The organism is Mucilaginibacter sp. OK268, assembly GCF_900103125.1.
Classification (GTDB): domain Bacteria; phylum Bacteroidota; class Bacteroidia; order Sphingobacteriales; family Sphingobacteriaceae; genus Mucilaginibacter.
This window is the reverse complement of sequence record NZ_FNJV01000002.1, coordinates 848,321-861,744: the sequence shown is the minus strand read 5'-3', so window position 1 is coordinate 861,744 and position 13,424 is coordinate 848,321. Positions and strand designations below refer to the sequence as shown.

Annotated in this window: 8 protein-coding genes; 7 read left to right on the top strand and 1 reads right to left on the bottom strand. The window is 44.3% G+C overall.

Annotated elements, in window-relative coordinates:
• Nucleotides 1-47 precede the first annotated feature (47 nt).
• From BLR84_RS09320 to BLR84_RS09290, 7 genes are all read left to right on the top strand, one after another.
• Nucleotides 48-1,751: an alpha-amylase family glycosyl hydrolase gene (locus BLR84_RS09320; RefSeq protein ID WP_090467139.1), complete on the top strand. Its 1,704-nt coding sequence runs from the start codon at nucleotides 48-50 to the stop codon at nucleotides 1,749-1,751.
• 415 nt (nucleotides 1,752-2,166) lie between these two features.
• The gene (locus BLR84_RS09315; protein WP_090467137.1) at nucleotides 2,167-4,647 is read left to right on the top strand and encodes a glycoside hydrolase family 31 protein; all 2,481 of its coding nucleotides are present in this window, start codon (nucleotides 2,167-2,169) and stop codon (nucleotides 4,645-4,647) included.
• Between the two features lie 702 nt (nucleotides 4,648-5,349).
• Nucleotides 5,350-7,500, top strand: a complete 2,151-nt coding sequence (gene glgB / locus BLR84_RS09310; RefSeq protein WP_090467135.1) for a 1,4-alpha-glucan branching protein GlgB — start codon at nucleotides 5,350-5,352, stop codon at nucleotides 7,498-7,500.
• A gap of 81 nt (nucleotides 7,501-7,581) precedes the next feature.
• Nucleotides 7,582-7,773: a hypothetical protein gene (locus BLR84_RS09305; RefSeq protein WP_090467133.1), complete on the top strand. Its 192-nt coding sequence runs from the start codon at nucleotides 7,582-7,584 to the stop codon at nucleotides 7,771-7,773.
• Between the two features lie 180 nt (nucleotides 7,774-7,953).
• A complete protein-coding gene (locus BLR84_RS09300; RefSeq protein ID WP_090467131.1) occupies nucleotides 7,954-10,371 on the top strand; it encodes an ABC transporter permease in 2,418 nt (805 codons plus the stop codon).
• 150 nt (nucleotides 10,372-10,521) lie between these two features.
• Nucleotides 10,522-11,427: a helix-turn-helix domain-containing protein gene (locus BLR84_RS09295; RefSeq protein WP_090467129.1), complete on the top strand. Its 906-nt coding sequence runs from the start codon at nucleotides 10,522-10,524 to the stop codon at nucleotides 11,425-11,427.
• 51 nt (nucleotides 11,428-11,478) lie between these two features.
• Nucleotides 11,479-12,204 (top strand): SDR family NAD(P)-dependent oxidoreductase, encoded by a 726-nt coding sequence (locus BLR84_RS09290; RefSeq protein ID WP_090467126.1) that lies wholly within the window; start codon nucleotides 11,479-11,481, stop codon nucleotides 12,202-12,204.
• A gap of 217 nt (nucleotides 12,205-12,421) precedes the next feature.
• Here BLR84_RS09290 and gap read toward each other — a convergent pair whose 3' ends face one another.
• Complete coding sequence (gene gap / locus BLR84_RS09285; RefSeq protein WP_090467124.1) at nucleotides 12,422-13,417, bottom strand: type I glyceraldehyde-3-phosphate dehydrogenase; 996 nt, start codon at nucleotides 13,415-13,417, stop codon at nucleotides 12,422-12,424.
• Between the last annotated feature and the right edge of the window lie 7 nt (nucleotides 13,418-13,424).

Below are 13,424 nucleotides of genomic sequence, written 5' to 3'. Positions count from 1 at the left end.
AATACAGGAAAAAGTCTTGATACCTGATACTCACTACTAAAAGCAAAATGAACAAACTCATCATATATCAATTACTGCCCCGCCTGTTTGGCAATACGCAAACACGTAATAAGGTCAATGGCTCTATCGAAGAAAACGGCGTTGGTAAACTAAATGACATCAGCGACAAGGCCCTGCAGGAGATCAAAGCCATGGGTTTTACCCATGTATGGTATACCGGCGTTATAGAGCATGCTACCATGACCGATTATACAGCCCGGGGCATCGCCAATGACGATCCGGATATCGTGAAAGGCAGGGCAGGCTCACCATATGCCATTAAGGATTATTATGATATTGCCCCCGATCTGGCTGTTGATGTCAACAACCGCATGGCCGAATATGAGGCCCTCATCCAACGAACCCATAACAACGGCCTTAAAGTGATTATGGACCTGGTGCCCAATCATGTGGCCCGTACCTATGCTTCGGATGTAAAACCAGTTGAGGTTCGCGATTTTGGGCAGGATGACGACAAGAGCAAAGCTTTCGACCCGAAAAACGATTTTTATTATATCCCAGGTCAGCCTTTTGCGGTACCGGCTGGCTATAACCCTGGCGGGGATGAGTTTCACAGTCCGCTTAAAGACGGTCGCTTTGACGAGAATCCCGCCAAGGCCACGGGTAACGACGTATTCAGCGCCACACCATCTATAAACGATTGGTTCGAAACCATGAAGCTGAACTATGGGGTCGATTATATGAATGGCCGTTACGGTCATTTCGATCCTGTGCCACCCCTGTGGAACAAGATGTACGACATCCTGAACTATTGGAGCCAGAAAGGGGTAGATGGCTATCGCTGCGATATGGTAGAGATGGTGCCTACAGAGTTTTGGGCCTGGGTTACCCCCAAACTAAAAGCCAATTACCCAGGCACCATATTCATCGGCGAAGCCTATGATAAAAACAAATACGGCGACTATATTTTCAGGGGCGGCTTTGATTACCTGTATGATAAAGTGGGTTTGTATGATGCCATCAGGCGCTTAACCCGTAACGAATATGGCGCCAGCACCTGGGAGATTAACAACGTATGGAATACCCATTGTCATGATATCGACCAGCACATGCTGCGCTTTATGGAAAACCACGATGAGCAGCGCATAGCCTCCCGCTATTTTGCCGGTGATGCCTGGCTGGCCGTGCCAGGCATGATCGTAACGGCAACCATGAACACCGGCCCGGTCATGATCTATTCGGGCCAGGAAGTAGGTGAGCCAGCCCTGGGTAACCAGGGTTTCAGTGGTGATGATGGTCGTACCTCCATATTTGATTACTGCGGTGTACCCGAACATCAGAAATGGCTCAATAACGGTACATTTGATGGCGCGAACCTGTCCGAAAGCCAGAACAACCTGCGCGGCTTCTATCAAAAACTATTGATCAGCGTAAGAGATAATGAGGCCTTAACCAGTGGGCTTTTTTACGAGCTGATGATGGCCAATGAGCACCAACCCGGCTTTGATCAGTTGTTATACATTTATTTACGGTACACCAATGAACAACGTGTACTGGTAGCAGTTAACTTTAACCGTGCAGAACGCTCGCTGGTTGTTAAGCTACCCGACGACCTCCTCAGCAAACTAAACCTAAGCGGCAAAACAGCATTTACCGATCTGCTCAGCGGAACGAAATTAAATACCGATGATATCAGAAATGGCGTCGAAGTAAAAATACCGGCCTCTGGCGGGCTTTTGCTGGCGTTTTAAGGTACGATACTCCCCAAATCCCCTTCATGTCATTGCGAGGAGGAACGACGAAGCAATCTCGTAGCTATTCTTGCCGATGAGAACGCGAGGGGATTGCCACGCTTCGCTCGCAATGACATATTTTTTATTTTGTTTCAGCCCCCTCTTTCAGCCTTGCGCTCGTTTGCAACGAGTGCTTATTGTGGAGAGGCGATTGCATCGCCCTTGCGTTTTAAACGCGAACCCATGTTAAGCACTCGTTGCAAACGAGCGCAAGTAACCTCCCACCAATAAAAAATCGATATAAAAATTTAATTAAATTTATGAGAAATTGCGTTTAATGGCACGGTTAATGATTTTTCATTAATTCAATAGTCGTATATTGCGTAGTAAGTACACTTTATACATATTTGTAGCAGACCCCTAATAGATTTGAATGGAAAGTAATATACCAAATGAGGAGCTGATACCTCGCAAGTTAGTTGAAGCGGAACACATCATTGAAGAAGAAGATGACGAGGAGTTTCACCACCTCAATAACCCGGCCGATGCTATAAAGCCCATCATCAAGAAATACCTTGGTACGCCAAATCACGCCGAGCAGTTGGGGAATAAATTCTACTTTACCGATGGCGATGCGAAAGTTGAGGTGGTAGTAGTAACGGACGAGATCATACGGATCAGGGTTGCTCCACATGGCGTTTTCCTGGAGGATTTCTCTTACGCGGTTCCAAAACTGGAGCAAAAAGCCGCGGAATTTACCCTGTTCGAAGATGAACTGGAATTTCGGGTAGCCACTAAATCGATAAACTGTCATATCCGCAAAAAGGACTTTTTTATATCATTTTCTGATCAAAACAACCATGTAACAAGTACCGATGCTGTACCCATGCACTGGGAAGAGAATGTGAAGTTTGGCGGTTATTATGTTTTTTGCACCAAAACCTGTCACCCCGACGAAAGCTTTTTTGGTTTGGGCGATAAGCCAACCGAATTTAACCTGCGCGGTAAACGCTTAAAAAACTGGAATACCGACGCTTATTCGTTCCAATGGAACCAGGACCCGCTTTACCGTAGTATCCCCTTTTACATCAGTGTAAATGAAGGTATAGCGCACGGTATTTTCTTTGATAATACGTTTAAAGCTCAGTTTGACTTTGGCGGCGAAGATACCACCAAAACAAGTTTTTGGGCGGATGGAGGCGAACTGCAATATTACTATATCCACGGTCCGCATATGATGGACGTGGTAAAAAGCTATCATATTTTAACCGGAACCCATCCTATGCCGCCGCTTTGGGCGCTGGGCTATCACCAATGCCGCTGGAGCTATTATCCCGAAGCCAAGGTGAAAAAGATCACCCGGGGTTTCCGTGATAACAAGATTCCCTGCGACGGTATCTATCTGGACATTGATTATATGGATGGTTACCGCTGTTTCACCTGGAACCGCAAATACTTCCCTGATCCTAAAAAGATGATCAGTGAACTGGCTGCCGACGGTTTTAAAACCGTGGTGATCATTGATCCGGGGATCCGGGTCGACGATAATTACGAGGTATTTAAGGAGGGTAAAAAGAACCGTTATTTCTGCCGCCGCAGCGACGATTACTTTATGGAGGGTCACGTTTGGCCGGGCCGCTGTCAGTTTCCAGATTTTACCAACCCCGAGGTGCGTACTTGGTGGGGCGGTTTGTTTGACGAACTGGTGCAGATGGGCGTAGCCGGTGTTTGGAACGATATGAACGAGCCTGCCGTATTTGGCGCCGGTACCTTCCCCGATGATGTACGCCACCAGTACGATGGTTTCCGCGGATCGCACCGTAAGGCACATAATATATATGGTATGCAGATGGTACGCTCAACCTATGAGGGTTTGCGTAACATCATGAAAAATAAACGTCCTTTTACCATAACCAGGGCGGGTTACTCGGGCGTACAGCGCTATTCGTCTGTTTGGACAGGCGATAACGTGGCCTCCTGGGAACACCTCAAATTGGGTAATATACAATGTCAGCGCCTTTCTGTATCGGGCATACCGTTTTGCGGTACTGATATCGGCGGCTTTAGCGGCGAACCCGATGGTGAACTGTTTACCCGCTGGATCCAGATGGGCACTTTTTCACCGTTCATGCGCGCGCATTCGGCGGGTGATACCAAAGAGCGGGAGCCCTGGAGCTTTGGCGAACCATTTACCGCCATCAACCGCAAGTTTATCGAGCTGCGGTATAAGCTGATGCCTTACTTTTACTCTACCTTTTGGGAGCATCACCGTTACGGCTTCCCGATATTAAGGCCTATAGTGATGCATGAGCAGGATGTGAAATTAAACCACTTCCGTCAGGACGAGTTTACTTATGGAGATAAAATACTCATCTGCCCGGTAATGGAGCCTGGTCAAACCAGTCGCAACGTGTATTTGCCAAAAGGCAAATGGTTTAATTTCTGGACCCACGAGATAGTAGAAGGCGGCAAAGAAGTAGCCGTAGCCACACCGCTGGAAACTATACCGATATTTGTAAAAGCCGGTTCGGTAATACCCGAATACCCGGTAATGCAATATGTTGGCGAGCACGAAATAGAAGAGGTTAAGCAAAACATCTATTATTCAGACTACGAAGTAAACTCCTTCCTGTTTGAAGATTACGGCGAAACCTTTGCCTATGAGCAGGATATTTACCTCGAGAAAAAGTTTGTGGTTAACGGCAATTCCCGCCAGATGACCATTCACCAGAGTATGGAAGGTTTGTATACCCCGCGTTATGAAGGCTATCACCTCAATATTATCGGGCTACCATTTAAACCTGGCAAAATACTGGCCGACGGTAAAGTGGTAAGCGATTTCATCATCAATACCGACGGTACGGTAGAGTTCAAATTCAGCAAGAATTTCAAACACATCGAAATTTTAAAATAAGCAAAAGGCCCCAAACGGGGCCTTTTTGATTTACATGGCTTTTCTCTCCCTTTTTCGATACGTCATTGCGAGGTACTAAGCAATCTCTATACTGTACAGAGCATACAAGCATAGTCCTCTGCCTGCGTCTCGCAATGACGCGTGAAGAAAAATACTCGGCGCTGTCTGTCCGAATGTCTCCGACTTCGGACTACTATGCTGGTAGTCTTCAAACTACATAAGAAGCAGTCACTTAAAACTAAAGACTTCCAACTCCCGACTATTTTTCGTATCTTTATACAAGCACGAGCCCGGTTTCCTCCAAAAGAGAGAACCGGGCTGTTTTGTTAAGGACAAAACAAGCCCCAAAATCAACCAATTTTAACTTAGTTATTTGATAATCAATAAATTAATACTTTTTAAAGTTTAAAAAACTACTCAAAACCGTGTTAAAATTTGTTAAAAAGTGTTAAAATGAGGGTTTTTCAAGTAGTTTTCGACCCATTTTACCCCGTTTTCGGGCAGAAAAGTGTTAAAATTAAAGGTTTAAAAAGTTTTTCAGGTCATCTGATGGCGAGGGGTGGTGGAGTAAAATAAGGGATCGAAGTATAATCTTTTAAATCAAATCAAAATCTTACAAATCCTGTTATATTTGATATTATATAAACCAAACCATTCCCGTACATTGGGTTATTCTAACATACCTTAACAGGTTATTATATCATGGCCAAACAAACAAAGAAAACCGAAACCCCGTTACCGGAAGCTAAACCTGTAAAAGAGAAGAAAGCTGTAAAAGCGGCAGACAAAAAGGTGGTTACACCGGCAGAAAAACCTGCAACAGCTAAAAAGCCCGTTGCAAAATCCAAGCCTGCCGTAGCTGCAACGTTTGTGGCAAAAGTAAAGCCATCCACGCCTAAAACACATGTGATCCTGAATGCTGTTGAGCCCTACAGTCGTTTTACCGATTTTGATATCAGTTTATTTAAATCGGGCAAGCATTATAAGCTGTATGAAAAGTTTGGCTCGCACGTGGTGGAATTTAATGGGGTTATTGGTACCTATTTTTCTGTTTGGGCGCCAAACGCGCAGTATGTGTCTGTTATAGCCAATTTTAACGGTTGGAACCGGGGTTCGCATAGTTTAAATGCCCGCTGGGATTCCTCGGGTATCTGGGAGGGCTTTATCCCGAACATTGGCGTGGGCGAAACCTATAAATATTATATCAAATCATCAACCGGTGCCGACCTGGAAAAGGCCGATCCCTTTGCATTACGTTGGGAAGTACCGCCAAGCACGGCATCTATCGTTGCCGATACTTTTTACGAATGGAAAGACGCCAGCTGGATGGAAACCCGCCAGGAGCATAATGGCTTGGATAAACCATACAGCGTTTATGAAGTGCATTTGGGTTCATGGGCCCGCAGTTTAGAGAGCCCGGATGAGTTTTTAACCTACACTCAGCTAGCCGGTAAACTGGTGCCTTACGTAAAGGAAATGGGCTTTACGCATGTAGAGCTGATGCCGATCATGGAATCGCCGTTTTACCCGAGCTGGGGATACCAGATCAGCGGATATTTTGCGGCGGCCTCACGTTATGGTACCCCGCAGGAGTTAATGTACCTGATCGAGGAGTTCCATAAGGCCGGGGTTGGTGTTATATTAGATTGGGTGCCTTCACATTTCCCCGGCGATGCGCATGCCTTGTATAATTTTGATGGTACGCACTTGTATGAACACGCTGATATGCGTAAAGGCTTTCATCCGGATTGGAAATCATATATATTTAACTATGGGCGTAACGAGGTGAGGGCATTCCTGATCAGTAACGCCTTGTTCTGGCTTGATAGGTATCATGCCGATGGTTTGCGTGTGGACGCGGTTGCCTCCATGCTTTACCTGGATTACTCCCGTAAACACGGTGAATGGGAAGCTAATATTTACGGTGGAAATGAGAACCTGGAAGCCGTTTCATTCCTGAAAGAGTTTAATGAGGCTGTTTATAGTCACTTCCCATCAACACAAACCATTGCCGAGGAATCTACCTCATTCACAGGGGTTAGTCGCCCGGTTTATTTAGGTGGCTTAGGCTTTGGTATGAAATGGATGATGGGCTGGATGCACGATACCATAGGCTACTTTAGCGAAGATCCTATCCATCGTAAATACCATCATAACGAAATTACTTTTAGTACCATATATGCCTTTACCGAAAACTTTATGCTGCCTTTTTCGCATGATGAAGTGGTATATGGCAAGGGCTCGATGCTGCGCAAAATGCCGGGCGATGAGTGGCAGCAGTTTGCCAACCTGCGTTTAATGTATAGCTACATGTTTACGCACCCGGGCACCAAGCTGCTGTTTATGGGGGCCGAATTTGGCCAGGGCGATGAGTGGAATTTTGGACAATCCTTACAATGGCATGTGCTGGAATACGCTAACCACCAGGGCATGAGCGAAACGGTAAAGGCGCTGAATCACCTGTATCGTGATGAGCCGGCCCTGTATCAGAAAGCCTTTGATTTTAGTGGGTTTGAATGGGTAGATGGTGGTAACGCCAATGACTCCATATTGGTTTACAGACGCATGGGCCACCTGGAGAAAGACGATCTGATGATCATCCTGAATATGACCCCTGTACCGCGGCATAATTACCGCATAGGCGTACCGGCAAGCGGGCAATGGGTAGAAATATTTAACTCGGACGCTAAAAAATTCTGGGGCAGCGGCCTAACCAATACCGGGCAGGTAACCGCCGAAGCTATAAGCTGGCATGGTAAGGATAATTCTATCAGCATTACCATACCACCGCTAGGTGCTACTGTGTTTAAAAGCGCGAAAGACGCACCTGCTAAATACGAATTGAAACGGTAACAGATTTAAAAAAACAATTAACAATGTAACCATTAACCGGAAATACCCGTTTAGCTTGGTTACATTGTTAATCGAATACCTATGAATCCGAAATTTCGTTATCTGTACATCGCTATCGGCGGTTTACTGCTCATATCGTTAATTGTGCAGGTAATCATAACTTATCCCGAGGTAAATCCTAAAAATGTATTGCTCAACGCATTGCCATCTCTTTTGTTCTTTTACCTTGCTTATAAAACCTACCACGAAAAAAAGGACAGCGAACTGATGTGAATGTTCTTTAAATTGCTGATATTTAGTGATATGTGCTCTTGTTTCCCTGTTCAATACTGAACAATAATTGTAACGAATCCGAACAGTTACTAAAATTGAATTTATTTAAATTCCTGAAATTCAGTAATTTAAAGCCGGGGTATGCTTTTAGCGGTATCTATGGCCTAAACTTAATTGATTATGCTAAAAAATTACCTGCTTGTAGCTTTTAGAAACCTTTCTAAAAACAAGGCCTTCTCATTCATCAACATTGTTGGTTTGGCTATAGGCATGGCGGCATGTCTTTTAATTTTGCAATACGTTAGTTTCGAATTAAGTTTTGATAATTTCCACGCCAAAAAAGACCGTATTTACCGCATCAATCAGGATAGGTATAATAATGGTAAATTAAGTACCCAATGGGCAGGAGGGGCTTTTGCACCAGGCAGTGCTTTTAAAGCTGTTTTGCCAGAGATAGAGGACTTTGTAAAGATAGTAGGCGCCGGGCAGGTGTTGGCCAATTATAAAGACCAGAAAATGGTGATCAAGAACGATTATTTCGCCGGTGCGTCTTTTTTTAATATTTTCTCGTTCCCACTTATCAGTGGCGATCCTAAAACCGCATTGAAGGAGCCAAACACCGTGGTGATATCAGAAGAGGTAGCCCAAACACTTTTTCATAATATTGATCCGGTTGGGCAATCATTACTCATCAATAGTAATAAACCGTTAAAAATTACGGGGGTAATGAAAAACCTGCCGGTTAATTCACACATGAAATTTGATTTTTTACAGTCATATGCTACCTTGTTAAAAGATAATCCACCCAATAAGGACTATAACCTGGATAATGCCTGGCTAAATGATGGTTGTACTACGTATTTACTTCTCAGACCGGGTGTTGACCCTAAGGTATTGGAGGGTAAATTTATACCGGTAGTAAAAAAGGTTTACGATGCTTATAAAAGTGCGGGCGAGGGCGGTGTATATACGTTGCAATCTATACAAAGTATCCATTTGTATTCCAACCGGATGCTGGAGTTTCAGCCCAATGGTGATGGTAAATCTGTTTACTTATTACTGGGCATAGCCATTTTTGTGATCATCATTGCCTGGATCAATTATATCAACCTGGCGACGGCACGAGGTATCGGCAGGGCTAAAGAGGTGGGGGTTCGTAAAACATTAGGTTCGGCCAAAGCACAATTGATCACCCAGTTTATGCTGGAGGCTATGATGCTTAATGGTCTGGCTATATTACTCGCCGTTGTGCTTATCCTGATCTGTTTGCCTGGTTTTTCACGTGTATCAGGTTTACAAATGGGCTTTGATATGTTTACCCGACCTATTTTCTGGGGATCTATGTTGGGCATATTTGTCCTGGGATCATTTTTTAGCGGATTTTACCCGGCCCTTGTGCTATCGTCGTTCCGGCCTGTTGAAGTGATGAAGGGTAAAATACTGGCATCGCCAAAGGGAGTAGTATTGCGCAAAGCAATGGTGGTATTTCAGTTTGCCGCCTCCATATTCCTGCTGATTGGCTCCCTTACAGTATTCAGGCAGTTAAAGTTTATGCAAAACCAAAAACTGGGGGTTAAAATTGATCAAACACTGGTTATTAAACCGCCGCTTATTAAAGTAGATTCCTTTTACCGGGATATGAGCGCTTTTAAACAGGAAAGCCTAACACAATCTGCCATAAAAAATGTCACCGTATCAACTTCGATTCCTGGTGAACCGGTTCCCTGGAATGCCGGCGGCATCAAATTAACCACAGCCGACCAAAGCCAGGGCAAGCAATACCGTATCATTGGCAGCGATTATGATTACCTGGCCGCTTATGACTTAAAGCTTATAGCCGGACGCAAATTCTCCAAAAGTTTTGGAGACGAGCCCCACAGTGTGGTGTTTAATAAAAAAGCAGTAGAACAGCTTGGTTTTAACAAACCCGAAGAGGCATTGGGAAAACGTATTGATTTTTGGGGACAGGTATATACGATTGTCGGTGTGGTTGATAACTTTCATCAACAATCATTGCGGGATGCCTATGATGCCATCATTTTCCGTTGTATTCCTGATGTAAGGGGCTATGTATCGGTAAAAATAAGTACAAATAACCTGCCTCAAACTATTGCAGACCTCAAAAAAACATGGTCAGCATTTTTTCCGGGCGATCAGTTTGATTATTTCTTCCTTGATCAGCATTTTAACGAGCAATACCAAACCGATCAGCGTTTTGGCCAGGTATTTGGCGTATTTACAGGCATTGCTATATTCGTAGCTTGCTTAGGACTGTTTGGACTGGTGTCATACACCATTGTGCAGCGTACCAAAGAGATCGGGATCCGCAAGGTTCTGGGGGCTACCGTAAACAGCATTTTAACATTGCTATACAAGGATTTCGCGGCATTGGTACTTATCTCATTTGTGGTATCGGCTCCCTTGGCCTGGTATGCTATCAGCCAATGGCTGCAAACCTATGCCTTTAGGGTTGATATTGGTCCTTTCCTGTTCCTTGTTCCGTTTTTGATCGTTATGGTGATTGCGTTTGCTACGGTATCCTACCTAAGTGTAAAAGCCGCTTTAACAAACCCGGTTAAGAGTTTAAAAACGGAATAATTCTAAGATTAAGGATTTTGGAGCAAGGATAAAGGATATATCAGGTCATACTACGGTTGAAGCATCTATTGCTAAGTATGCCTGTTTGCGAATAGATCCTTCGTACCTCAGGATGACAAATTTTTGCTGGTAATTCCGTTATTTTGCTGTATGTCAGTTTTAGACACACTTGATAAACCAGCAATACCAACCTATTCACTACTGCAAAACAGTAGCATTGGCAGCAGCATGATCGAGGTGCGTGAAGCCAGTGCAAATTGCGGAGTGTTTAAGCTTGATCCGGCTTTTCTGATACCTCACCGTAAGGATTACTATCTGTTTGTATTGGTAAAGCAAGGTAATAATCGGCATTGGATCGATTTTATGCCTTATACCCTTAAACCGGATACCTTTTACTTTACCGTGCCCCACCAGGTGCACCTTAAAGAACATGCAGGACAAATGGAGGGCTTGATGGCCAGCTTCACCGATGAGTTTTTACAACTGGAAGAGAATCGGATGCTAAAACAGTTACCCATTATCCAAAATCAGAACAGTGGTCATGAATTGTTGCTAACCGCGCATGACATGAACTTTATTGAGGATGTAATGCGAAAAATGCTTGCGGAGTTTAATGCCGATGGCACCTGGCGCAACCAGATGCTTACCTCCTGGCTTCGGGTGCTGGTGATCTACCTGAGCCGGCTATATACCGAACAATTTGGCGAAGGCTGCCTTACTCAGAGTTATTGCCTGCTTAAAAGCTTCCAGGCCCTTATCGGCGAGCATTACACCACGCAGCATGATGTTGCTGCTTATGCCGAAAAACTCAACATAACACCCGGTCACCTTACAGAAGTTGTTAAACAACAAAGCGGTAAAACGGCCATCATCCATATTCATGAACGCCTTATTGTCGAAGCCAAACGTCGCCTGCTGCACACCGAATTATCGGTAAAGCAAATTGCGGATGAGCTTGGTTTTGAAGACGCGGCATACTTTAACCGCTTCTTTAAACGGATTGCTAATACTACTCCGGTGAGCTATCGGGAGCAAATCCGGGAAATGTACAGTTAATACCCGGCAATGTGCAGCAGCTATTCGAACAGGTCGGCATAGCTTTGCTTCATGAATAAACAAACAGTTTTAATAACCGGCGCCAATAAAGGAATTGGCCTGGAAACCGCACGCCAGTTGGCCAAAGCGGGTTATCATATATTTTTAGGGAGCAGGGATAAAGGCAACGGCGACAAAGCTGTTGAGCAAATAAAAGCCGAAGGCTTTAACGATGTTGAATTGTTGTTGATAGATGTTACCAGCGAAGCTTCTGTTCAGCAAGCTCATGATGATCTGATCAAACGGATTGATAAATTGGACGTGCTGATCAATAACGCGGGCATCCCCGGTGCTTTTCCACAACAGCCCTCCAATGCCAATAATGAAACGCTGCACACCGTTTTTGAAGTAAACTTTTTTGGCCCGATCCGTACGGTAAGAATCTTTATTGATCTGCTGAAAAAGGCCGAAAATCCAAGGATCGTGAATGTAACTTCCGATCTGGGTTCACTTACACTGCACAACGACACCAACTGGGAGCATTATCATTTTAAATCGGCAGCTTATGGGCCGTCAAAAACAGCTCTGAATGCTTACAGCGTTGCTTTAGCCGCTGAGTTGAAGGACTTTTTTAAAGTAAACGCTGTAAACCCTGGTTATACCAATACCGAATTCAATAACAACCAGGGTCCTAAAAAAGTAGAAGACGGCGCAGCACCAATTGTAGCCTACGCCATGCTGGACAAAGATGGCCCAACAGGCAAATATATTAGCGACTATGGCGAGACGCCGTGGTAAGTTTTGGGGGAAGGGAAGGATAAAAATAATAAACCATGTCATTGCGAGGAGGAACGACGAAGCAATCTCGTAGCTATTCCTACAGATGAGAACGCGAGGAGATTGCCACGCTTCGCTCGCAATGACATGGTTTTTTAGTGTGATATAGTCCACAAAACAACAAAGCCCGCGGTAAACCGCAGGCTTTGTTATATAAATTAAAATTGATGGATCAAGATTAGAATTTACCCAATTCCTGAACCAGGTCGATCAGTTTGTTTGAATAACCCCATTCGTTATCGTACCATGATACAACTTTAACGAAGTTATCGTTTAAGCCGATACCAGCTTTAGCATCAAAAATTGAAGTGCGTGCATCGCCTTTGAAATCTTCAGACACTACTTCATCTTCGGTATAACCTAAAATGCCTTTTAATTCGCCTTCAGATGCAGCTTTCATAGCAGCTTTGATAGCCTCGTATGAAGCACCTTTTTTCAAACGTACAGTTAAGTCAACTACAGATACGTCGGCAACTGGTACGCGTAAAGACATACCTGTTAATTTACCTTTTAACTGAGGTAAAACTAAACCAACCGCTTTGGCAGCACCTGTTGATGAAGGGATGATGTTTTGGTAAGCACCACGGCCACCTCTCCAGTCTTTAGCCGATGGGCCGTCAACTGTTTTTTGAGTAGCTGTAACAGCATGTACAGTAGTCATTAAGCCTTCTTCGATACCAAAGTTATCATCCAATACTTTAGCGATAGGTGCTAAACAGTTGGTAGTACATGAAGCGTTTGAAACGATAGTTTGATCGGCTTTTAATTCTTTATGGTTAACACCCATTACAAAAGTAGGGGTATCATCTTTAGCTGGCGCGCTCATTACTACTTTTTTAGCACCGGCGTCGATATGTTTTTGTGCAGTTTCCTGAGTTAAGAATAAGCCTGTTGATTCGATGATCACTTCGGCACCTACTTCACCCCATTTAAGGTTAGCAGGATCTTTTTCAGCAGTAACACGGATAGTTTTACCGTTTACAACCAAATGTCCGCCTTCAACAGCAATAGTGCCTTTGAATTGTCCGTGAGTTGAATCGTATTTCAACATGTAAGCCATGTAATCAGGCTCAACAAGGTCATTAATACCAACAACTTCAATGTCGGGTCTTTCAATTGCGGCTCTGAATGCCAGGCGTCCAATACGGCCGAAACCGTTAATTCCTATTTTCATGATTTTT

What these genes read in the sequence shown, in the direction of transcription:
- gap (WP_090467124.1), bottom strand. Translation starts at nt 13,417, where the DNA reads ATGAAAATAGGAATTAACGGTTTCGGCCGTATTGGACGCCTGGCATTC.
- BLR84_RS09300 (WP_090467131.1), top strand. Translation starts at nt 7,954, where the DNA reads ATGCTAAAAAATTACCTGCTTGTAGCTTTTAGAAACCTTTCTAAAAAC.
- BLR84_RS09295 (WP_090467129.1), top strand. Translation starts at nt 10,522, where the DNA reads ATGTCAGTTTTAGACACACTTGATAAACCAGCAATACCAACCTATTCA.
- glgB (WP_090467135.1), top strand. Translation starts at nt 5,350, where the DNA reads ATGGCCAAACAAACAAAGAAAACCGAAACCCCGTTACCGGAAGCTAAA.
- BLR84_RS09320 (WP_090467139.1), top strand. Translation starts at nt 48, where the DNA reads ATGAACAAACTCATCATATATCAATTACTGCCCCGCCTGTTTGGCAAT.
- BLR84_RS09315 (WP_090467137.1), top strand. Translation starts at nt 2,167, where the DNA reads ATGGAAAGTAATATACCAAATGAGGAGCTGATACCTCGCAAGTTAGTT.
- BLR84_RS09290 (WP_090467126.1), top strand. Translation starts at nt 11,479, where the DNA reads ATGAATAAACAAACAGTTTTAATAACCGGCGCCAATAAAGGAATTGGC.
- BLR84_RS09305 (WP_090467133.1), top strand. Translation starts at nt 7,582, where the DNA reads ATGAATCCGAAATTTCGTTATCTGTACATCGCTATCGGCGGTTTACTG.